Genomic DNA, 21,206 nt, shown 5'->3' with positions numbered 1-21,206 from the left:
CCCGAATTTAGTCTTTTTATTCAATTAATATGTTATTCCTAATTTATCCTCGATGCTTAAAGTCTGGAAATAGTCACCGACATCATTACTTTCTTTTTCCGCACGATGCATACTAACCTCACCTACACTTGGAAAGTCAATCGTTAGTACATCCCAACCGTCATGCTCTAATAAGAAATCACCTGCTCTACTATAATTAGTAACCGCTAAATCTTCTAAACTCAATAAATCGTGTTCCGCTAGATCAACTGAAATGATATCGGATATGACGGATCAAGTACTTGTCGATCTAGAAAAGTGGCAGTCCAGGCCTTTAAGTCCTTGTTATGCCTTATAGTGTTTTAGAATTTTGTGAACTCTTATGTAAGTGTGTCACTATTGTTGTTTTTCCCCCACCAGAATGCTCCTTTAGCTATTCAAGGTAATAAAAAGTCTAATTAGGTAGATTAAATCTTAAACCTAAATAGACTTGTTTTGAAGCTTTTAGAACACTGTTCTAACAAGCATAATATTCTTAATAGACAATCAAGTACTTTAAAGTTAGCCTAGCTTCTTATATACTTCATATAAATCTAATAGTTGATTTCCAAGTTCGCTACTATAATCCCATGTATCAACAATAGCTCTTGGATATGAAGGGATAAAACTTTGCGAATCAATCATTAGTTCTATTTCTTTATAGAATTTTTCAAGCTGGTTAATCGTTCCGTCTTTTCCTTCTCCTAATTTATGTGCCTTAATTTCGTACTCTAATTTATTCTTTACATTTTCTGCGTCTTTTTTAAATTTTATGGTTTTATTAAGTCGTCTAGATTCGTTATATACCATTGCTCAACACCTCAAATATATTGATTCCCCATCTGAGTTTGTGGTCCTGCTTTTCCTTTAATTATAACTGTGACTGGATTAACCTGCGACTGTTGAATACCAGTCATCCTGTTCCATTCTGGCGGAAGTGCTAAATTACTTCTGTTAACTTGAGGTGAGAATGTTTCAAATAAGTACCTCCCTTTCATATTAGCATTCATATCATCATAAAACCTTAGTCCATAAGTATTCGATCCAGCTACGTCAAGTTTAATTGTATCGATTTCAAATGATTCTAGTGTAGTCTTTCTAAATTGACGCGGTACTCCTTGTGATTGTAAATATTCTGATGCTTGTTTCACACCAATATATGGGTCATTAAAGTTAACCGTACCCTGATCACCATTAACTCGAACATCAGTGCTATTTGAATTTTGTCCCCCCGAATCCACTCTCGGCTTCGTATTCAACTGGTTTGTTGTACCTCTCAGCGTTGTGCCTGCTAAACTACCACCTGCAACAATCCCGGATACTCCAATGCTATTTAACCAATGTTACGCCGAGACTATACACCAAAAGCCCTGTGATATTTTTTATCAGGCACAAATAACTCCTCCAATTTTTCTGACGGCTTATTCGAGAAAACTGACTCCTTAGTTTAACATTAATTCCCTTTTTTGAAGACATATAAAAGAGCATTCCTTATTGAAGAAATGCCTTCGTTTTTGTTTAAGTACATTCTTTTACAAATTATGTTACCTTCTTTGATGATAAAGAAGCTTCCCTATCATCAGCCTTTCTTTTGTTCATCATAATAATTTCGAGTTCTTTTTTTGTGTCAGGATGCAGGATTATCTTATCAGTAAGGTCCAAAGTCGCTGGCTTTACCTTCCTTCCCCACTTTCTTGAAAAAGACCGCCAGTCGCAAACCATTTCAAGTAAATACTTTCTTGGCATTGGAACTGCTAGTTTTTTATTCGGGTCAACAACCCAATATTCCCAATGGTGCTTATTTTTATGTTGATGATTCAGCCACGCATATTTCCACCTTAATTCATCATCTTCACTTAGTTGTTTATCAGAAAAAAATTTCTTAGCATATGGAAAAAATTCTTTCGGGTAAAATTTTGATAAATCGTGGGTAATCCCTTGGAAGTATAAACCTTCCTTCCAACATTCAACAAGAACATTAATTTTATGGTTAAGTATGTATAACACATTCTTCCAATAAGCCCTCAACACACAAATCCCCCCAATCCATTGAATATTTATCTATTTTCTCTTTGGCTGCTTACAATTCCTTACTTAAATTTAAAATAATTATCTATTATAGCCAACCATAAATATATTCTTCTTGATTTAATAAGAAATATATTGTAACGCCCAACTTCTTGCCTTTTCCACTAACTCATTAACAAATTCCTGTTTTTCAGTTTGATACTTATGATGATTGTCAGGATACTGTTTTGCTAATTTTATTTTTAGGTTTCCATATCGTATAGCATCCTCTGGTTGTTTCAGTAAATATTCTTTGAAGTCCAAATGTGTTTTTATATTTTCATTACCGACTTGAAAGATATGTACATGGTGAGTTCTACTTTCTCTCCCTTTCGGAAAGTACCTTCTTCCTAATATTCCATTTTTACCTTTAGGTTCATATCCCTCTTTAATTAATTCTTCATTATATAAATCAATTTTTTCAATATCTTTAGCTACAACCAAAATATCTATTATCGGTTTTGCATAACCTATTGCTTGCACAGATGTACTTCCAATGTGGAAGATATCAACCAGTTCATCTTTAAATATTTCTTTTAGTAATTTCTCTTCTTCGCTATATGCTTTTTCCCAATCTTTAGTCCAAGGGAGTATATTGGTTTTTCTCATAGAACCTCCTTATTTTAAGTTAAATATACCTGACATGTTAGTAAGAAGACGTTCTTGCTTCTGTTGCAGAAACGCTCTCCTTTAGCACAATAAGAAATTTCTAAACCGTAGACTATTCTCCAACAAGAGAATTTTCATCCGTAAGAAGATTATCTTTTACCATATTCACTGCTCCTATAGTTTAACATTAATTTCCTTTTGTTGGCATAAAAAAGAGCTTCCCTTATTGAAGGAATGCTCCCGTTTGTTTAATAAGTTAACTTTTTAATGCTTCAGTTAAGGCTTCTATCGCACTCATTACTTCTTTAGTATTTTTTTCGTTGTTCATATTGTTTCTTGCATGAAGTAGAACAGGTCTAACTGACTCTACCGAACGTCCGAATTCGTACATCCATCCATAGCGTGGAACCATCCAAGTATTATCTTATAAATCTTTTAAAAAATAAGTCCCATATTTTTTAGGACTTAACAGTTGTAGACAAAACCCACAAAAAACTCATTCCTTTTTGTGTACAAACAGCGTGTCGATAGCTTAAAATCAAATACTCTACCGACAGGCTGTTTGTACTATATTTTATTGAGATATTCGATCCTTTTTTTTAAGGATGGATGTGATTCTCTCCATTCTTTTCTTGAACGAGATTCTGAACCTTCATCGTGAAGTTCCGTTATTTTATTTAAAGCATTAATATAAATGTGCTTATCCTCCATCAAACGAACTGCATAGGCATCTGCTTTATGCTCTAGCTTCTTACTTACAAAGCTAGGGATCCATTGCTGAATCAAAATTCCAAGTAAGATAACTACAATAAAGATAAATAAGTATTGATACCACCCAGAAGCTAAACTCATCTTTCTACCAAAAAATATAACCACACCTGTAAGTAAAACGATCGCCGATGATAATAACATGACATAGCGCATGTGGTGCAATTTGATATGACCAATTTCATGATAAAGGATTGATGCAATCTCTTTTGTATTAAATTTTTTAAATAACCCCTCTGTTACATAAATATAAAGGCGTCTTTCTGAAAAAGAATTTAAAACATACACCCAAGCATTGTAGTCCTCTTTTGTATCCTTTTTAACCATGAGATGAACAGGAGTTTGGAGTTTCTTTTCCACATCAGAAATACCAGCATATATTCTCTCATTTGAATTTGCCTTACGATAATTACCAGTAAAATACTGAATATAATGGAATCCAACAAACATAATAACAAATAACACGAATGTCCAAACAAAGAACCAAAATAGATCATAAAAAATCATCGATTGTATTTGAATTGGTAGAACATATTTTGTTATATATACATCCACAAAAAGGAACACTAAAATAACTAAGTTTCCCAATTTCTCTCTCATTGTAAAAAAGACTATCTCTTCAGAGGCATGGTCCTCTTTTTCACCATGCAGATCCTCTCGATTCTCTGCAAACATCTTTTGATAAAAATCATCTGCCACAGTTGTTAATAGTACAGAAACAATGACAGGGAGTAAAATAGAAATCAAAAGACCAAGCAAATAAGATTTCGTTAATAATAATACTGGACCAAATACAAAGTAATAGTTAAGTACTATAGGTAGAATGAACGCTAAAAGATATGGAACGAAAAATCTAAAAAATAGTTCAAGTAATGAAAAGTTACTATTAGGATTTAGTTTTACATACGTAATATTAATTAGTAATAAATACAGTGCTGGAATGATGATTCCCGCTGATAAAACAATTATAATCCAAGGGCTCGAATACTCTGCTTGTAAATCAAATGGAACGATTGGGTTGTCTCCTTTAACTTGCACTTGATATCGATTAAATAATACATTATTACTTTCTAATATAGCATCTGTTCTTTCACCAAAAGAGGCACTAATTCCTTTTCTTGTAACAACATCTAGTTGTGTCGATCCAGTAAACAAATCATCTTGCTGCAAGCTGCCTAAATCATAATAATTGTATAACGTATCCCCAAGGCTAATTTCAACAGGAGACACACCATTTATAGACTCTGTCTCTCCTATTTTCAAGAAAAAGTCTCCTTGGGTTCCAGCATAGCCCGTCAAAATTCGTTCCGATGAATTATTTATATCCTTCGCATCAAATAAAATAAATGGTGATGTTACGACTGATCGGACTCCTGAGTCTATTACAATAATTGCGAACGCAACGATAACCAGAATAAATACGTATTTAGTATTCTTTCTCAACAAATTTAATCACTCCTTTAAGATGGTAGTAACATATAAAGGTGGAACAGTAGATTATTCAAAATGTAAGGAAGAGATTGGATCTATCTTTGATGCTTTATCTGCTGGTAAAATACCAAATATAATTCCAATTAGCATCGAAAATAGAACTCCCCCTATAACAACTGGCATCGTAACAAGAAATGGCCATTCAGCAAAATGAGCGATAATAAATGCACCAAGATACCCTAACACTATTCCAATTAATCCACCAATTGAAGTAAGGACAATGGCTTCAATTAAAAATTGAAATAAGATTTGTTTTCTAGTAGCACCTATCGATTTACCTATACCTATTTCCCTCGTTCACCTATACCACCAACAACTAGTGAAATACTGGCAATACTTGTTATCGTAAAAGGTGTTCTTTCAGAGTATAACATTCTAAAAGGCATTACTATGTTCATTCGAATGAACTATGGAAGATGATAAAGGTCTTTCGCTATATTTTCAGTTTCGTTACTAGGATTTTATCCGCAAATATAGGAAAGCAAAAAGATTTGGAAAAACGATTGGTTATATCAACACCTATGCTTCTTTAAAGTTAAGCCAATCAGGTGTATTGGTATGTCTTAATAGTTCTGTTATGGGACAAAATTAACACGTAAAGAAGAATTAGAACGAGAAAATGAACTACTTAGGCTAGAAAATGCGTATCTAAAAAAGTTGAGAGCTTTTCGGGAAAATCCGAATGCGTTCCACGAAAAGCACAGGCAAAGGTGGCATTCGCACTTAAAGTGGAAGGATACCGATTAAAGGATATATTTGTTGTAGTAGGTATTCCAGAAGCAACCTATCACTATCATGTTAAGAACTTTGGAAAAGAAGAAGTGGATACAGAACTAAAGGACCTCATTACACGGCTATTTAAGAAGTTTCATGAGCGATATGGTTATAAACGTATTACAAAAGAATTAAAGAAATTAAATTATTCTATCAATCATAAAAAAGTATATCGTATTATGCGGGAACTAGGATTAAAATGCGTGAAATTTATGCGGAAGTCTCGTAAATATAATTCCTATAAGGGGAGCGTAGGTAAAGTGACGAAAAACCGATTATTCCGTCGCTTTTGCACGCCTATCCCTCTTCACAAATTAGTAACCGACATGACCGAATTCAAATGTCTAGGTGAAGAGAAGTTATATTTAAATCCAATTCTTGATCTTTATAACGGTGAGATTATTGCGTTTGAAATCAGGAAACGTCCAACGTTATATCTTGTCATGAAACCTTTGAAAGAAACGATTGAAAGAATAAAGAGCCATGCGACCTATCGCACTACTATCCATTCTGATCAAGGATGGCATTACCAGACCACCAATGGGTGAGTACATTAAAAGAAAATAAAGTATTCCAAAGCATGTCACGTAAAGCTACCTATGCAGACAATGCTTCAATGAAGAATTTCTTTGGTATATTGAAACAAGAAATGTATTATGGAGAAAAACTAGTAAGCTATGAGGAATTAAAAAGACGAATGGAAGAATACATCTACTGGTACAATAATGAACGATCAAAAGGAAAATTGTCTGGATTAAGTCCGGTAGAATACCGAACTCAATCTAGCCAATCACCTGCATAATAAAACTCTAACTTTTGGGGGTAACCACCGCCTATCCATCCCCCCTCCAAGTAAAGTCCTATCGTTGTTTACGTTGGAAACTATGAACTATAGGGAAAATCGGCTTTTTCATTCCAAAATTCTCTTAGCTTATGTTTTCCGCATTTTGTTGGTAGTACCCCGAAATGACTCTGTATCTACAGTTTCGCACTTCAGGTTATCCCTATACTGTAACGGCGTTACCCCCGTCCATTTCTTGAAGGCGTTGCTGAATGCGCTCGGTTCCGAGAAATGGAGAGCATATGCAATTTCACCTATAGATATATGCAATTGTTCCAAATAACCGATGGACAATTGCTTTCGCACACGAATAGTCAATTCGTTATAAGAAGTTTTCTCCTCTTTCAAACGAAGTTGTAACGTTCGCACACTCATTTGAAAGTGTTCCGCCGTTTGCCGTAAGGTCGGATAATGGGTGGGAAGACAGTGTTCCAACCACCGTAATACTTCATCCGAGAATGATCCTGTCACTTGTAACTTTTCAATGGCTTCTTTGGCAATCGTTTCGAATACGCATAACAACCTTGTATCGGAATACAGAACCGGATTCTCCAACAAGTCCTTACTCATACACAGCATTGTGGAATTGTCTCCAAATGTGGGAATTACTCCGAACACAGTTTCATATGGATGTATTCCCCCCGGTGACTCATGCATAAACCTGACTTCATGTAACGGAACCGTTCGATTACACAGAATTCCGATCAGACGGTAGAGCGAAGTAGCCATACCCTCTGCACAATGGCGGGGAAAATTCCAGTTAGATTGGGTAAACATGCGTATTCTCACATCTTCATCTACGATCTCCCAATCCAGATTGAACCCGCTGCATAACACTTCATTGTAAGTCTGAAACGACTTAAGTGCAGCTTCTATGTTATTGCAATGCATCATAACGTATCCGAGCACGCCCAAATCGGCAAATTCCGTAAATTCGCCCATCTGCAATCCGAAATAATCATCCTGTGTATAGACCGCCGCCGCGTTTGTCAATCTCTCTAACTCCATTGTTGGGATACGCACATCCTGCTGCGTCAGAACAGTGCTGTCAAACGATACATACCGGAAAAACGAATCTGTGTCCACGCCCTTATGGACAAGCGACTTCATGATTGGATACAGCATGGTAACAGAAACACCCAAATCGATCACCGAATTCTCCCCTTTGCGTGATTTATCAAGTAAAAGTACGTTGTTGATCATTTCATTCCGCTAGTTGCCAGTATATACTAAGGTTGCTTTTTCACTATTATATCACAATGAAATTACCGAGGAGGTAAAAGCAATGAAATCGAAAATGCTTGTCATTAACGGCCATCCGGATGCACAGAGCTACTGTGCATCCTTGGCCAAAGCATATACAGAAGGAGTTCAAGAGAACAGCAAAGCCCAAGTCCGAACTATCGACTTAAGCTCAATCTCCTTTGACTTGAATCTGCAACATGGATACGGTAAGCGAACGGAACTGGAAAACGAACTTCTTGAAGCACAGGAGATGATCCGATGGGCGGATCACCTAATATTCGTTTATCCGATATGGTGGGGGAGCACGCCAGCTATTCTGAAGGGCTTTATCGATCGGGTATTCTTGCCTGGGTTTGCATTCAAATACAGGCAGCATTCACCTTTATGGGATAAGCTTCTATTGGGTAAATCTGCACACCTGATCGTTACGTCCGACACCCCTGCCTGGTACAATCGACTCGTGTACCATCGTGCCGGGCTGAATGTTATGAAGCGAAACGTACTTCATTTCTGCGGTATCAAACCAGTACGTATAACTGAGATTGGTCCTATCAGACCATCTACATCTGGCCAGCGGGATAAATGGATTGCTCACGTTCGAGAGCTTGGTGCCAAACTCTCCTGATTTTCATGTATGCTATTTAGCCCCAAAACTGCGCATCCCGGTAGTGGAGCGCTCCACGTACTATGCATGTTCAAGCACAAACGCCCTCTCTAGCTGAAAAGCAAAAACTAAGCAGTAAGCTAGAGAGCAGAATCCAACGTACAAGCCGCCTGAACTACGGGGATAGCCTGCTTATCTACGCTCGTTGGAGCGTTCAACGCAGGAATCTCGTGACTTTTAGTCATGAGAAGTTCAATAAAAAAATAAAGTATAATTAATTGAACGGAGGGCATTATGACTATTAAAACTGGAAGCTTTATCTTGATAAGAGTTTTTTTGGGGTTGATATATTTATGGGTAGTTGCTGACCGTTTAGGCATCCTGGGTCCAGTTGGAAATCCAGGTGTGGTATGGGGTAACTTTGATAACTTTTTGGAGTATACAGCTACTTTGAACCCTTGGTTCCCGAGAGTAGTGTCTGATATCCTAGGTTATTTTGTAACCTTCTTAGAAGTTGTGATTGGTGTTTTATTGGTAAGTGGTATTCGCTTAAAAGAGGCTGCTTTAGCTAGTCTTGCCCTGCTTTTGGTATTCCTATTAAGCATGATTTTCTCAATCGGTTTTAAGGAAGCTTTTGATTACATTGTTTTTACGGTAGTTGTTGCAACGGCTTCGGCACTACTTTACAGGGAAGCAAAAAAGAGGAGGCGGGTGGGTTTAGCCTATTTCATTTTGAATCGGAATCCACTTCGCTAAAAGTTTTAAAATGTCAGATAGAATCTGATATTTTGTTTCTACGATGATATCCATACAATTTTAATTCGAATAAAGTAGCAAGTTTACATTCACTACGCCCTCTTATTCAATAATACTAAAGGTCGATGATTCCTTAGCATAGGGAAAATCGACTTTTCCCCTACCAAAATTCTCTTAGTGTATGTTTTTCGCGTTTTGTCGGTAGAACCCCTAATAGCAAATATTTATATGAGCTTTCTTTCGCTTAGCCCTAATCAATGTACTTTTACAATTGCCATTCTCTAACAAACCTTATCATAAACTTTTAGTCATCCCTCACGAAAATCTGATTTCTGTATTGCGATTTGAGTACGCTCTACAATCAAATCTCTTTCGAATTCAGCCAAACCGCTCATGATCGTTAATATTAATTTTCCAGTTGGTGTGCTCTCTATCAATCTCATAATTAGAACCTATGTATTTACTGATTGTTACTTTAGGATTTATTTTGCACCTTTTTTAGTGCTATTTTGCATGTATCGCTTTAAAACCCAGCTACCTTCACATGAGGATTAGCTGGGTTGCTTAATTATTTCACACATTTTATAGGCTTCTTCTATTCCCATAATTTAATTACCATGTCATTAACATAAAAAAAGCATCCTTCTTAAATGAACGCACCAGATAGTTGAAGAAGGAAATACTGTTTATAACTCTATCCAAAATCTATTTACAATGTTTCCATCTTCCTCTGTAAAGTCCGAATCCGGAATTCCGCCATTTTTAGTAATAACTATATAAGAGCCTAAATTAGTTTCATCACATACAACCAAAACCTTTTTAATGCCTAATTCTTTAGCTTTTTCAAGAGATAAAAACAAGAGTTTAGTGGCAAAACCTTTTCGCCTTTCGGAAGGACGAATACCATAACCAATATGCCCACCGCTATTCAATAAAAACTCTGTTAATTGGTGACGTATATTTACAACTCCAATTATTCTTCTATCATTATTTAATAGCCAATAAGTCGAATCAGATACCCATCCATCTGGTAGATTTACACCCTTTTCATTATCCATTAAAAATTGAACCATCTTCTCAAAATTTGATGGGTCTTTTTCTATAACCCAAGGAATCATATTCTCTCCACTGTCTAACCATTCTTTATAAAATGAGAGATATTCCTCCTTTAAATCTATTGATGGTTTTGTTAAATATAGTTGTTCCTCCATAGAACGCTCCCCTGTTCTAAACCTAAATTTTATTTATCCTATCATCAATTAATAAATAATTGTCATTATACTTTTTATCTACTTAACTACCTCTTAGTATAGATACAATTATTCACAATAACCTGTATTATTTAACATTCTGGAAAATCGAATTTTCTATATTTTTTCTATTTTCATAAATCCATAGGAATATCTCTTTATTCATTGCTTTTTCTTTAATGGGTTATCAGGACGGGTAGTATAATAGTTGTGAAGAGACTTAAAGGCTTTATTCTTAGACACAAGGATCATCACTGCTTTGAATAAGAGTCTCCTTAGCTTCTTACGTACACGTTTGGTTTAATAAAGTCTTTTAGAATAACTTTGTTCGAGTCTTTCTTGAATAGCGTCGGCACTTGTATTAGGAAGTTTAGCATGTTTAAATAACATTTTGGAAGCAGACGGCAATAAGGATTTCTCAGTCCAAGAGCTGGGTTCCCATAGCCTTGAACGTATAAAGGCTTTTGCACAATGGATAAAACACTCTTCTACCTCTACCCCAATACCCAAAAGTGGCTTTTTTCCCTTAACCGCCATCTTATTAAGTAAATCATCGTCCGTTACTAATTTTGCTTTCCCATTCACTCTTAATGTCTCACCTAATCCTGGAATAAAAAAGAGCAGACCTACTCTTGGATTCGATAATATATTTTTCATTGAATCTATTCTTCTATTTCCTGGTCTTTCAGGTATTATTAAATGTGTTTTATTTATCACTTGAACAAATCCTGCGTTATCACCTCTTGGAGAAACATCACAAAATCCAAACTTATTAGAGGTTGATATTACCAAAAACGGTGATTTAGCTATAAACTCTAAACAATTATGGTCAAGATATGAAATTACTTTTTTATTTACTAATTCACTTGGAAAACCAATCATCTGTCGTAATTGTTCTTCCGTTTCAATCGTTTTTTTAAATCGAAAAGTTTCGTTCATCATTGTGCAATCACCCTTTTTCTACATAATTGCAGCGACAGTTTCTTTCACTAATAGTGGTATTTCATATGAAGCAATTATTTCTGCCTCTACCTAATATGACGGTATTTGAACATTTAAAACATCTTCAGCGTATTTGTTATTATTAATATCAATTATTTTTACCGAGGGGACCCTCACATTCATTTTTTGTCATCTTCCACAAACCTGCTTACGTTAGCACAATAAGGCAAGCGACGCTTTGTTAAAGCATCGAACCCGTTAGTTCAATAATTTTTTTAAAGAGGAATATTTTCAAAATGTTCGACTATAGGGAATGGATCATAGAAATGATGTAGTTGTTTTTTCCATTCTTGATACTCTTTCGATTTTCTAAATCCAACTGTATGGTCTTCTAATGTTTCCCATTTTACCAACAATAAATATTTCCCTTTAACTTCAATACATCGCTGTAATTCGTGAGTTATGTAACCTCTCATTGAAGATATAATTTTTGATGCTTCACGAAATGCTTCCTCATATTCCTCTTCCATGCCTTGCTTAACTTGTAACATAACAGCTTCTAAAATCATTCTATCTCCCCCTGTTTAAAAGTATATCTTTTTAAAATTTTTCCTTTTATGTTTCTTTCACTAACCTTCCCCTTTAGTGACATAAGCCTATTAAAAAAACTCGTTTAACAATTTTTCTGTTGTAAGTATTGTGGCAAATTCTTCGTGCAATGTAGCTAGTGATATATTATGAATAGTTGCTGCATCATAATATATATCATTTTGGTCCTTCATACCAAAGGCAGCTGTTGCATCTGAAATCAGGTATGTATCGAAACCTAAGTTACCACTCATCCTTGTAGTTGTTGATACACAATGAGGTGTAGTTAAACCAGTGATTACAACTGTTGTTACTTCATTTTCTTTTAGAAGCTCTTCTAAATTTGTACCAATAAAGCTACTGTTTACTTTCTTATTTATTATTACTTCTTTATCAATAGGTTCCACGATTTCTTTTATAGCGAACCCCTCATTTTTAGGATGAAATACTGAATTAGGATTATCAGAGGTATGCTGTATATGTATTACTAACCACCCTCTCCCTCTACATAATTGTAATATATTACTAATGTTTTCTTCTGCATTTTGGTTATTTCGTTCTCCCCATTTCTTATCATCGAAAGCTTTTTGCACATCAACTATAATTAAAGCTTTTTTCTTGTCCTCCATAAGATTTCCCCCTAGCATTAAGTACAATCCTTCACAATCTCTAATATTTTAACATAAACATCCAATTTCACTACCAAGTGTTATTCCATTAAATGGCCCTTTTCATGAAGAAAGACGCTTTCCTCATTTCAGAAAAGCGTCCGATTCAAGATAAGCTCACCGTTCGTAATATAAGGTTAGCCAGATATTTCTGGTTGACCTTTTACTTTAATAAGCTATTTTACTCCCTATGTATTTCCTTCTTAGCTTTTTCGATAATTGTCTTAATAAACGGTTCCTTTTTCTTTGTGTAAGTTGGTCTATCCAGCTGATATTTAAGGGCAAGTTCTTTTTTTAATGAAGCATATTCTTCGGCTACTTTGGGGTGTAACCTAAGATAATCCCGAAACAATAATTTTTCAATCCACTCACTGCTATTAAATTCACAGATGTGAAGATGACAAGTACCCTGCCCCCATAATCCCTTCCTAAAAAACCATCTATCTTTAAACTCAGGTTTAGGAACAATCATCGCCTATCCTTTAACGCACGTCCAACTAACTCCCAACCTCCATGAATCTCTTTTGACTTATTGCTTTACCGTTGAAGCAGGTATTTGTATGTTTGCAGGGCGAGTCACTCGTTCACCCATAATTGCAGTAAATTTTCGTGGCATAAATCGACTAGCTTGAGCGATCCAATAATTTTTGACGCCGTCTATGATGTAGCTCTGTTTTTTATCAATTCCTTTAAAGCCAGCTTTCACGACCGATTCAGGAGTCCCATTAATTCCTCCTGGCATATTTTGTGTGCCGATAACATCGAAAAATTCCGTTTTTGTTGTTCCGGGGCATAGTGCCAAGACCCTCACCCCAAGGTGCCGATTCTCTGCAAAAAGTGATTCGCTGAATGATAGAACAAATGCTTTTGTAGCAGCATAGGTAGCCATGTAGGGAATTGGTTGAAATGAACTTAGCGAAGCAACATTAACAATGATTCCCGACCTTTGTTGCTGCATGTATGGTAAAAACTGATGAGTCATACCAACAATCGTAGATATATTAAGGTTTATCATCTCCTGTTCCTCATCGTTTGAGATCGTTTCAAAACGCCCATGAGTGCCAAATCCAGCATTGTTAATTAAAATGTCAACGTTTAAATTGAGATCTACAATTTGTTGTGCCAAAGATGCTACTGAATTAGCTTTCGATAAATCTGTTGGTAAGGAATATGTGCGAATTCGATAAGTACTGGATAACTCTGCTGCCAATGCCTCTAACTTTTCTTTTGATCGTGCCACTAAAATGACATCACTCCCTCTAGATGCTAATTCCTTTGCATATTGTTTTCCAATTCCGCCTGAGGCACCCGTTACTAATGCCACTTTTCCTTTGTAATCAAACAAATGAAAGCCTCCTTTAAAAGCAAAGTTAAATAAATATTAGAATTTTTATTCCAATAAAGCATATAACATCTTTGAAAACAACGCAAGAGAAAACTTTCAACAACGTACACAAGCGTTACCCCACGAGACCCTTCTATATTTTTTAGAATAAAAATTCCAAAGTTGACTAATTGATTGCGTGTGCTAAACTGGAATATATATTCTAATATGAGGTGCAACATGGGAAAACGAGAAGATATATTAACTGCAACATTAGATTTAATAATTGAAGAAGGTTTACAATCGGTAACATTTTCAAAAATCTTCACGAAAGCAAATGTTGGTTCAAGCACGTTCTATCATTATTTTAATAATAAGGAGGACGTAGTGAGTGAGGTTTTTGTTAACGCACGAGCGCATATGGGCGAATCCATCCTAAAAGAATATGAGGATACTTTAACAACATACGAAAAAATGAAGGCAATATTGTTTAATATGGTCGAATTCGGTTTTAATCACCCTCATGAAATGTTATTAATAGATAATTATTGTGATTCTCCCTTTATACCAGAAAAAATAAGAAAACAGCCGGTCCCAGCTGATGAAATTATTTTACAAATGATCGTTGAAGGGCAAAAGCATGGAATCATACGTGACATGGATCCTATTTTTAGTTGCCACATTGTGATTGGAATTATCACATCCGTAATAAAAGGAGACATATCTAGAAAATTTATCCTTGATGAAAATAAAATAAAACAGACGGTTGAGATCTGTTGGAAGGCAATTAAAGTTTAACCTATAAAAGTGGGGCATCTAGGTAACAAAACGTAGAATATGTACGCTAAGCAACATTTTTCGATATTAAATATCCCTAATTTTCTTACTCTGAGGGTACAGTCAACAATATAAAGTCCATATGACGAGTACCTGTACAAGGAATTTGGCTATCAAGACATCTTTGTATTAGAAATTTGCTTGCCACCGGAAAACATCTTTAACATATATTTCTCGTTCTGTACCTGGGTTATGGATTCCTTCTAGAACACCTCTACCATAACGCTGCACCATAAGAAAGAGAATACACATGAGTAATTTTCCATCCTCGTCTAGAACGTTCTTTGAAACCTACACATCTCTATTGATACAAGTATAGTAGACTGGTAAAACCGTAATTAAGAGTTTCTCATAAGACTTGTCTCAAAAAATGAGGTGATATTTTGCGGAAAATTGATTATATACGTGTCAGTTCGACTAGTCAAATATAGAAAGCTATCAGAAGGGAACAGTTGATGGGTTGTACTAAAAATCTGAAAAATATAGTAGAACATAAATTCTATATTGAGGTGGAATTATATGCCTAAAATTGACAATATACTAGCAATTCTATGGATGCTTAGTTCAGGTAAAAAAATTACTGCAAAACAAATTTCAGAAAAGTTAGAGATGAATATAAGGACTGTGTATCGTTATATTGATACACTTTCAACAAGTGGCGTACCTATAATTTCAGAACCAGGACATAACGGTGGATACACGTTATTGAACAATTTTATTGAAGCTCCTCTTTTTTTTGATTTCGAAGAGCAAACCTCACTTTATCATGCTGCTGTTTTTGCAGAAGAAGCCGGATATTATGGTGGTGAAGCATTAAATAGGGCTATTTCAAAGCTAAGCAAATATTCAAATCAAGAGCAGAAAACAAAGATAAACCAACATTTAACCAGTCTTGAAGTAATAAGTCGATTAAGTTCACTCTCTATGGAACCTTTTTTGAAGGAGTTGGAGCAGGCCGTAGCTGACGGGTACTCAGTAAAAATTCTTTACCATAAAAGTGGCGAAAAGCAATTAAATTATAGATTGGTCGATCCGTATAGAATTATCTATTGGAATAATAAGTGGTATGTGATTGGATTTTGTCATCTTAGGAATGATATCCGTAGTTTTAGAATAAATCGAATTGAAAGTATAATGCTAACCGAAAATAAGTTTAACCGGCCAGAAAATTTCTCAGCACGTGACTTTTTTATAAAAAGTCTTCTTCCAACTATAGAAGATAAGGAAGAGATTATTTCTTTAGTTATTAGTGGGGATAAAAGTGTATTGGATGATATTTGCCAACATTGGTTTTTAGGACATTATTTACAAGAACAGACTTCAAAACAAGCAGTTTTTCTTCTTGAAAAAGATATGATACATACATATGTACCTTATTTACTTTTACCGTACAATAAATCTATTAAAGTTATTGAGCCAATAAGTCTTAAGAAAAGACTGATTGAAGTTTTGTCGGAATTAATAAAATTTCATCAAGTATGATAACTTCCCTGACGTTAGCTGTCAGGGAAGTTATTTTATAATAGGCTATATCAATTGTGATTGGAGTGTTATTGGATGCAGACAAAAAAAGTTTACCTTTATGTATTTAATACAATGTCAGACTGGGAATATGGATATTTAATTGCTGAACTAAACTCAGGAAGATATTTCAAAAAGGATTTAGCACCTTTAAAAGTAATGACAGTGGGAGCTAATAAAGGAATTATTACTACCATGGGAGGACTGAGCATAAAACCAGATATTTCCCTTGATGAATGTACTCTTGAGAGTAAAGATCTTTTAATTTTACCAGGAGGGACTACTTGGAGAGAAGATATTCATCAACCTATCTTGGAAAGAATTAGCCAAGCTTTAAAGCTTGGCACTATTGTTGCTGCAATTTGTGGTGCAACTGAGGGGCTCGCGAATATGGGATACCTAGATTCTAGAAAGCATACAAGTAATAACTTAGAGTATATTAATATGGTGTGTCCTAATTATAAAGGAGAAAAGTTTTATGAGTTGGGACCTGCGGTATCTGATGCGAATTTAGTTACTGCATCAGGAGTAGCTCCTCTGGAATTTGCGATGGAGGTACTGAAAAAAATAGATGTAATTGCACCAGATACATTGCATTCATGGTATAAGCTAAATAAGACTCATAAATCTGAATACTTCTTCCAGTTGATGAATTCAATAAATAAATAAAGTAACTGAAAAGCTCAATTTCTCTATTGATTTGCAGAGAAGTTGGGCTTTTAAATTTGGAATTTCTTTATCGTTGTAATCCTCATTTTCCTGACGCTACCCCAAAATGTGAGGGATATAGGATATTTCCTTTAATTCACTTGCTCTTCTTATTAATTCTTTTTTCAAGATCCTTCATTGTCCAAACAACACCAGGACATGCTGATATTGAAACAAGATTAAAGGACTATGCTCATGTGATAAAAGAACTTAGAGAACATGATGAACAAGTTATGACTAACACATTTAAAAAAATGTTCACATCATAATTCTTGTGTGAAAAAATTTTAACCCCTATCTTTTTTAATCTTATTCTCCAAAAACAAAATACTCACAAACGCTATATTAACGTTTATGAGTAATCTCCCCTGATTAATCTTATCCTAATTTTATGTAATGGTACCGGTGGTCGGGGTCGAACCGACACTCCAGAAGGAACACGATTTTGAGTCGTGCTTCCACTTATTATTTCCAGTAAATTATCATTAAGATACCGAGATATTACCGTTTATTCAACAGTAAATTGTGGTTGTTCCTGAAACACTTCATACGATTTATGAACAAAAATAATATAGTAAAATTAAGTGCTGATTGCAACTACCATTTTTTAAATTCAACCATATCAATTTCTGATATTTTGGACATGAATTTTCTTATTAATTTCCTTTGATTATCATTTAGGTTTTTCATGTCAGGTCTTAAAAATTCTTCTTTACTTATATATTCAGAATTCATTATTAACGGTAATAAGCTTTCATCAGCAAAGTTATTAAACGCATCAACTATCAATTCCCAAATATCTTCGTTGTAATAATCATCTTTTGCATACTTATCCTTTACATCAAAAGAAAGGACTCTAAAAAAATCATTAATTGCAAATACAAGACTTTTAATTTCATCAAATCCAAAAAAATCATTATCAAAATCCCCATTAAAATACCTTATATTCTTATGTGCTAACACTTCATGTCTTGCATCCTTAACACTATTAAGAATCTCTTGATGGTTTTTAGAAATAAAATCGTTATTCTTCAGACTATTAATGAATGTTTGCTTGTATTCATCTTTAAGGTATTCAGTAATAATTTTATTTTTAAATTTGAGAATTGTAAAAGTATCGGAAGTTTGGTCGTTTAATAAACGATGGATTTTAATTGTAAGCATCTGAAATATATTCCTTGTAATAATTGAATAATACATTCCTTCACCAAATAAATGTAATTCCTTAAAAGGAAAGTTAAATAACTTGTTCAAATAAAAAACATCTGTATTAATATCTGCTATTTCTCTGAAAAATTTTATATGATACCTTATGTACTCATCAATTTTATCTTCCTTAATCACATCATTATACTTCATTGCAAGAAACCCCACTTCCTCTTAACTTTTTTCCGAGATTATTTAGTGATTAGTAATTCTCTTAATTCTTCCTTTGTTAACCATGGTTATTTCCTATGTAACATTCTATGACAATTTGAACAAACTAAAACAATATCTTTAACATTTGTTTTATGCCCTTCTTCTAACTCTGATACTGGAATAGTATGATGTCCTTCTATAAAGTCCCCACCTAATTCACCATATTTTTTATAAAAGTCAAAGTTACAAATCTCACAGAACAATCTACCGTAATTCATTTTCTTGAATTTTTCTTTGGCAAGTCTGATTAATTTTTGATTCCGTTCTCTAAAAACATGTTGTCTTAATTTTTCTTTCCTTCAAGGAATCCTAAATCAAAACCACCCGTTACCACGGCTGGTTTGCTCTGTGGCTAGAATTCTCTCTTACTTGCCTCGGCCTTAAAGAACCCACTGAATAGATCTCCCGCTCGCACCACATTCATTCCACCCATTCTAAAGAATTTCTTTATCTCTTCTTGTTCTTCTCACCGGTAAATGGATCATAGTCTTCGAACAATGATAACTGGTCTCCTCTATGGTCTTCTACTAGCTGCTCCCTAATGTATTGTTGTATTTTCTTTTTATTTCTTCCCACCGTATCGACATAGAAACCTCGACACCAGAACTTCCTATTTCCATATCGATACTTTAAATGGGCATGTCGATCAAATATCATGAGACTACTCTTCCCTTTTAAGTATCCCATAAATTGAGAAACACTTAGTTTTGGCGGAATGCTCACTAACATATGAATGTGATCGGGACAAGTGTGACTGCTAAACTAAAGTTAACAGTTTTCGCTTGATAAGATTTAACACTCACTGTCCATGAAAAAATTAATTCCTTCTCTTAAACACTAGTTATAATAGATTTGTATAGTTGAAAGTGTTTAAGGAGGACTGAAAGGTGGATAAATGGCAAGTGTATATGGAAATTAAACAACTGTTAAAACAAGGTTTTAGTAAAAGGAAGATTGCTGCAAAATTAAGAATTTCAAGGCCTACATTATATCGATATTTGAATAGAAATCCACAAGAGATGGCAGAATGGATGGTTACCATTCAATCAAGAGAAAAAAAGCTTGATAAGTATAAGGAATTAATTCTTTGCTGGTTGAGAAAGTATCCAGATATGACGGCAGCCCAAGTACAAGATTGGTTGCTTGAAAAATACCCATTTTTTGAAGTCGGAGAAAGTACGGTTAGATCTTATGTGAGTGAACTAAGAAAAGAATTTAACATACCTAAAGCTACATCACCTAGATCATATGAAGCTTTACCTGATCCTCCTTTAGGAGAACAAGTCCAAGTGGACTTTGGGCAAACGAAAAACACAAAATCTAATGGAGGAACCGTTAAACTTTATTTCATCGCATTTGTCTTATCTCATTCACGTTATAAATACAAGTACTGGTTAGATCGCCCCTTTACAACCAAAGACGTCATTGAAGCACATGAACGAGCATTTCAGTGGTTTCATGGTATTCCGAATGAGCTAGTGTATGACCAGGATAATTTAATCGTTGTTAGTGAGAACAGTGGTGATTTAATTTTGACTGAGGAGTTTCAGAAGTATAAAGAGGCGAAAAAGTTAAACTTGTTTGTATGTAGAAAAGCTGACCCTGAAAGTAAAGGGAAAATAGAAAATGTCGTAGGTTTTATTAAATACAATTTCGCGAAACATCGAATCTTTCACAATTTAGAATCGTGGAATGAGCAGGCGCTAGAATGGCTCAATCGAACTGGGAACGCAAAAGTTCATAACACCATAAAAAAAAGACCGATTGAAGTGTTTGCCCTCGAAAAACAACACTTACAACCAGTCACGAACATCATTGATGTTCAAAATAACACTATTAATAGTATATCAAGGTCTATTCGTAAGGACAATACCATTCGGTATTTATCTAATCGATACTCACTTCCATTAGGAAGTTTTAATAAATACCAAGAGGTTTACCTTAGCGTCATCGATAATGAAAAACTGATGATTTGTTGTTCAGATGGAGAGATCTTAGCTAAGCATCAACTATCAGTAGAAAAAGGAAAGTTAATTCAAAACCCAAAACACCGACGTGATCGTACAAAAGGTATTGATGCATTTATTGATACAGTGGCGACCTATTTTGATCATAAAGAACTAGCTTATGAGTTTATATCAAAAGTGCGAGAAAAGAATCCTCGTTACATTCGTGATCAATTACAACTGATCCTAAATTCTATTAAAACCAATCATTCTATGACTATTAATAGAGCGCTTGAAGAATGTTTTAAACGAAATCTTTACAGTGGTACAGATTTCAGCGATATCATTGGGTACATAAAACGCCAACGACCGTTACACGTTACACAAACCGATAACGCTGAACAAATGAAACAGCCCACAACGATGACTTCCCGTTGGGTTATGGATACCCATGCATCAAAAAGAGAGATGGACGAGTATTACTCTATACTAGAAGGTGATTCTCAATGACACAAATGAGTCAATTACAAGAGCTAATGAGAACCTTAAGGTTCGTCGAAACATCCAATCATCTAACAGAATTAATAAAAGCAGCTGAACAAAATGACACTTCTTACACTAAGTTTTTGCTTGATATTATGCAATATGAACAACAGCGTCGAGAGGAAAAGCAGGTGGAAAAACGTTTAAAGTGGGCTACGTTTCCAGACTACAAAACACTGGAAAAGTTTGATATTAAAGAGCAGCAATCACTAAGCAAGAAACAACTTAATCAGTTGGGTGATCTTACATGGATTGACCAGTTATATAATCTAGTATTATTAGGGCCG

The 21,206-nt window shown here is 34.8% G+C and carries 24 protein-coding genes and 5 pseudogenes; 9 read left to right on the top strand and 20 right to left on the bottom strand.

Translation table 11 applies throughout. The annotated features are described in order from the left end of the window. Positions 1–24 precede the first annotated feature (24 nt). The 8 genes and pseudogenes from JCM9152_RS19470 to JCM9152_RS22150 form a co-directional block, all read right to left on the bottom strand. A complete protein-coding gene (locus tag JCM9152_RS19470) occupies positions 25–225 on the bottom strand; it encodes a hypothetical protein (RefSeq protein WP_035347172.1) in 201 nt (66 codons plus the stop codon). A gap of 315 nt (positions 226–540) precedes the next feature. After that, positions 541–828, bottom strand: a complete 288-nt coding sequence (locus JCM9152_RS19465) for a hypothetical protein (protein ID WP_035347170.1) — start codon at positions 826–828, stop codon at positions 541–543. An 11-nt stretch (positions 829–839) separates the two neighbouring features. Continuing rightward, on the bottom strand, positions 840–1,277 hold the full coding sequence (locus JCM9152_RS23005; protein WP_081728149.1) for a hypothetical protein: 438 nt from the start codon (positions 1,275–1,277) through the stop codon (positions 840–842). A 280-nt stretch (positions 1,278–1,557) separates the two neighbouring features. Next, a complete protein-coding gene (locus tag JCM9152_RS19455; RefSeq protein ID WP_052016201.1) occupies positions 1,558–2,049 on the bottom strand; it encodes a DUF5662 family protein in 492 nt (163 codons plus the stop codon). A gap of 117 nt (positions 2,050–2,166) precedes the next feature. Then, positions 2,167–2,694, bottom strand: coding sequence for a GrpB family protein (locus tag JCM9152_RS19450; RefSeq protein WP_035347167.1), 528 nt, complete (start codon positions 2,692–2,694; stop codon positions 2,167–2,169). Between the two features lie 256 nt (positions 2,695–2,950). Beyond that, positions 2,951–3,106: a hypothetical protein gene (locus tag JCM9152_RS19445; RefSeq protein ID WP_439644222.1), complete on the bottom strand. Its 156-nt coding sequence runs from the start codon at positions 3,104–3,106 to the stop codon at positions 2,951–2,953. Between the two features lie 155 nt (positions 3,107–3,261). Further along, positions 3,262–4,905 carry a M48 family metallopeptidase gene (locus JCM9152_RS22470; protein WP_148296555.1) on the bottom strand — a complete coding sequence of 548 codons (1,644 nt, stop codon included), beginning with the start codon at positions 4,903–4,905 and terminating at the stop codon, positions 3,262–3,264. A 54-nt stretch (positions 4,906–4,959) separates the two neighbouring features. Next, positions 4,960–5,297: pseudogene (locus JCM9152_RS22150) on the bottom strand (ABC transporter permease); the annotation flags it as partial. A gap of 384 nt (positions 5,298–5,681) precedes the next feature. Between JCM9152_RS22150 and JCM9152_RS19430 the strand changes: the two are divergent. Both JCM9152_RS19430 and JCM9152_RS22145 read left to right on the top strand, forming a co-directional pair. After that, the gene (locus JCM9152_RS19430) at positions 5,682–6,275 is read left to right on the top strand and encodes an IS3 family transposase (protein WP_235715778.1); all 594 of its coding nucleotides are present in this window, start codon (positions 5,682–5,684) and stop codon (positions 6,273–6,275) included. Between the two features lie 32 nt (positions 6,276–6,307). Further along, complete coding sequence (locus tag JCM9152_RS22145; RefSeq protein ID WP_158318464.1) at positions 6,308–6,529, top strand: IS3 family transposase; 222 nt, start codon at positions 6,308–6,310, stop codon at positions 6,527–6,529. A 129-nt stretch (positions 6,530–6,658) separates the two neighbouring features. Here the strand turns inward: JCM9152_RS22145 and JCM9152_RS19425 are convergent, their stop codons facing one another. Then, positions 6,659–7,720, bottom strand: a complete 1,062-nt coding sequence (locus tag JCM9152_RS19425) for an AraC family transcriptional regulator (RefSeq protein ID WP_235715777.1) — start codon at positions 7,718–7,720, stop codon at positions 6,659–6,661. Positions 7,721–7,853: 133 nt separating this feature from the next. Here JCM9152_RS19425 and JCM9152_RS19420 point away from each other — a divergent pair, with 133 nt between their 5' ends. Beyond that, positions 7,854–8,438 carry an NAD(P)H-dependent oxidoreductase gene (locus JCM9152_RS19420; RefSeq protein WP_035347161.1) on the top strand — a complete coding sequence of 195 codons (585 nt, stop codon included), beginning with the start codon at positions 7,854–7,856 and terminating at the stop codon, positions 8,436–8,438. A 273-nt stretch (positions 8,439–8,711) separates the two neighbouring features. Then, on the top strand, positions 8,712–9,173 hold the full coding sequence (locus JCM9152_RS19415; RefSeq protein ID WP_052016199.1) for a MauE/DoxX family redox-associated membrane protein: 462 nt from the start codon (positions 8,712–8,714) through the stop codon (positions 9,171–9,173). Between the two features lie 311 nt (positions 9,174–9,484). Here JCM9152_RS19415 and JCM9152_RS22140 read toward each other — a convergent pair. From JCM9152_RS22140 to JCM9152_RS19385, 8 genes and pseudogenes are all read right to left on the bottom strand, one after another. Continuing rightward, positions 9,485–9,625 (bottom strand): annotated as a pseudogene (locus JCM9152_RS22140) (recombinase family protein); the annotation flags it as partial. A gap of 234 nt (positions 9,626–9,859) precedes the next feature. Then, complete coding sequence (locus tag JCM9152_RS19410) at positions 9,860–10,384, bottom strand: GNAT family N-acetyltransferase (RefSeq protein WP_035347159.1); 525 nt, start codon at positions 10,382–10,384, stop codon at positions 9,860–9,862. 204 nt (positions 10,385–10,588) lie between these two features. Next, positions 10,589–10,723 (bottom strand): annotated as a pseudogene (locus JCM9152_RS23535) (IS110 family transposase); the annotation flags it as partial. After that, positions 10,724–11,365: a pyridoxamine 5'-phosphate oxidase family protein gene (locus JCM9152_RS19405; RefSeq protein ID WP_035347157.1), complete on the bottom strand. Its 642-nt coding sequence runs from the start codon at positions 11,363–11,365 to the stop codon at positions 10,724–10,726. Between the two features lie 275 nt (positions 11,366–11,640). Further along, positions 11,641–11,934, bottom strand: coding sequence for an antibiotic biosynthesis monooxygenase family protein (locus JCM9152_RS19400; RefSeq protein ID WP_035347155.1), 294 nt, complete (start codon positions 11,932–11,934; stop codon positions 11,641–11,643). Positions 11,935–12,024: 90 nt separating this feature from the next. Then, positions 12,025–12,582: a cysteine hydrolase family protein gene (locus tag JCM9152_RS19395; RefSeq protein ID WP_035347153.1), complete on the bottom strand. Its 558-nt coding sequence runs from the start codon at positions 12,580–12,582 to the stop codon at positions 12,025–12,027. A gap of 220 nt (positions 12,583–12,802) precedes the next feature. Next, positions 12,803–13,093, bottom strand: a complete 291-nt coding sequence (locus tag JCM9152_RS19390) for a GrpB family protein (RefSeq protein ID WP_081728145.1) — start codon at positions 13,091–13,093, stop codon at positions 12,803–12,805. A 57-nt stretch (positions 13,094–13,150) separates the two neighbouring features. Then, positions 13,151–13,966, bottom strand: a complete 816-nt coding sequence (locus JCM9152_RS19385; RefSeq protein WP_035347152.1) for an SDR family NAD(P)-dependent oxidoreductase — start codon at positions 13,964–13,966, stop codon at positions 13,151–13,153. 219 nt (positions 13,967–14,185) lie between these two features. On the opposite strand from JCM9152_RS19385, the gene JCM9152_RS19380 reads away from it, so the two are divergent. From JCM9152_RS19380 to JCM9152_RS19370, 3 genes are all read left to right on the top strand, one after another. Further along, the gene (locus tag JCM9152_RS19380; protein ID WP_035347151.1) at positions 14,186–14,743 is read left to right on the top strand and encodes a TetR/AcrR family transcriptional regulator; all 558 of its coding nucleotides are present in this window, start codon (positions 14,186–14,188) and stop codon (positions 14,741–14,743) included. 558 nt (positions 14,744–15,301) lie between these two features. Continuing rightward, positions 15,302–16,264, top strand: coding sequence for a helix-turn-helix transcriptional regulator (locus JCM9152_RS19375; RefSeq protein WP_035347149.1), 963 nt, complete (start codon positions 15,302–15,304; stop codon positions 16,262–16,264). A 75-nt stretch (positions 16,265–16,339) separates the two neighbouring features. Next, positions 16,340–16,972 carry a type 1 glutamine amidotransferase family protein gene (locus JCM9152_RS19370; protein ID WP_035347146.1) on the top strand — a complete coding sequence of 211 codons (633 nt, stop codon included), beginning with the start codon at positions 16,340–16,342 and terminating at the stop codon, positions 16,970–16,972. A gap of 636 nt (positions 16,973–17,608) precedes the next feature. On the opposite strand, the gene JCM9152_RS19365 is transcribed toward JCM9152_RS19370, so the two are convergent. The 3 genes and pseudogenes from JCM9152_RS19365 to tnpA form a co-directional block, all read right to left on the bottom strand. Beyond that, positions 17,609–18,370 carry an AbiU2 domain-containing protein gene (locus tag JCM9152_RS19365; RefSeq protein ID WP_035347144.1) on the bottom strand — a complete coding sequence of 254 codons (762 nt, stop codon included), beginning with the start codon at positions 18,368–18,370 and terminating at the stop codon, positions 17,609–17,611. 86 nt (positions 18,371–18,456) lie between these two features. Continuing rightward, positions 18,457–18,726, bottom strand: a pseudogene (locus JCM9152_RS22135) (HNH endonuclease); the annotation flags it as partial. Positions 18,727–18,877: 151 nt separating this feature from the next. Continuing rightward, positions 18,878–19,186 (bottom strand): annotated as a pseudogene (gene tnpA, locus JCM9152_RS19360) (IS200/IS605 family transposase); the annotation flags it as partial. 131 nt (positions 19,187–19,317) lie between these two features. On the opposite strand from tnpA, the gene istA reads away from it, so the two are divergent. Together istA and JCM9152_RS19350 are read left to right on the top strand one after the other, a co-directional pair. Then, on the top strand, positions 19,318–20,886 hold the full coding sequence (gene istA / locus JCM9152_RS19355) for an IS21 family transposase (protein ID WP_035347142.1): 1,569 nt from the start codon (positions 19,318–19,320) through the stop codon (positions 20,884–20,886). Continuing rightward, positions 20,883–21,206, top strand: a 324-nt coding sequence (locus JCM9152_RS19350; RefSeq protein ID WP_035347140.1) for an ATP-binding protein, incomplete at its 3' end; no start/stop codon positions are given. The genes istA and JCM9152_RS19350, both read left to right, overlap by 4 nt.

The organism is Halalkalibacter hemicellulosilyticusJCM 9152 (genome assembly GCF_000513115.1).
Taxonomy (GTDB): domain Bacteria; phylum Bacillota; class Bacilli; order Bacillales; family Bacillaceae_D; genus Halalkalibacter; species Halalkalibacter hemicellulosilyticus.
The sequence above is the reverse complement of the archived record's forward strand: the minus strand, read 5'-3'. Positions and strand labels throughout refer to the sequence as shown.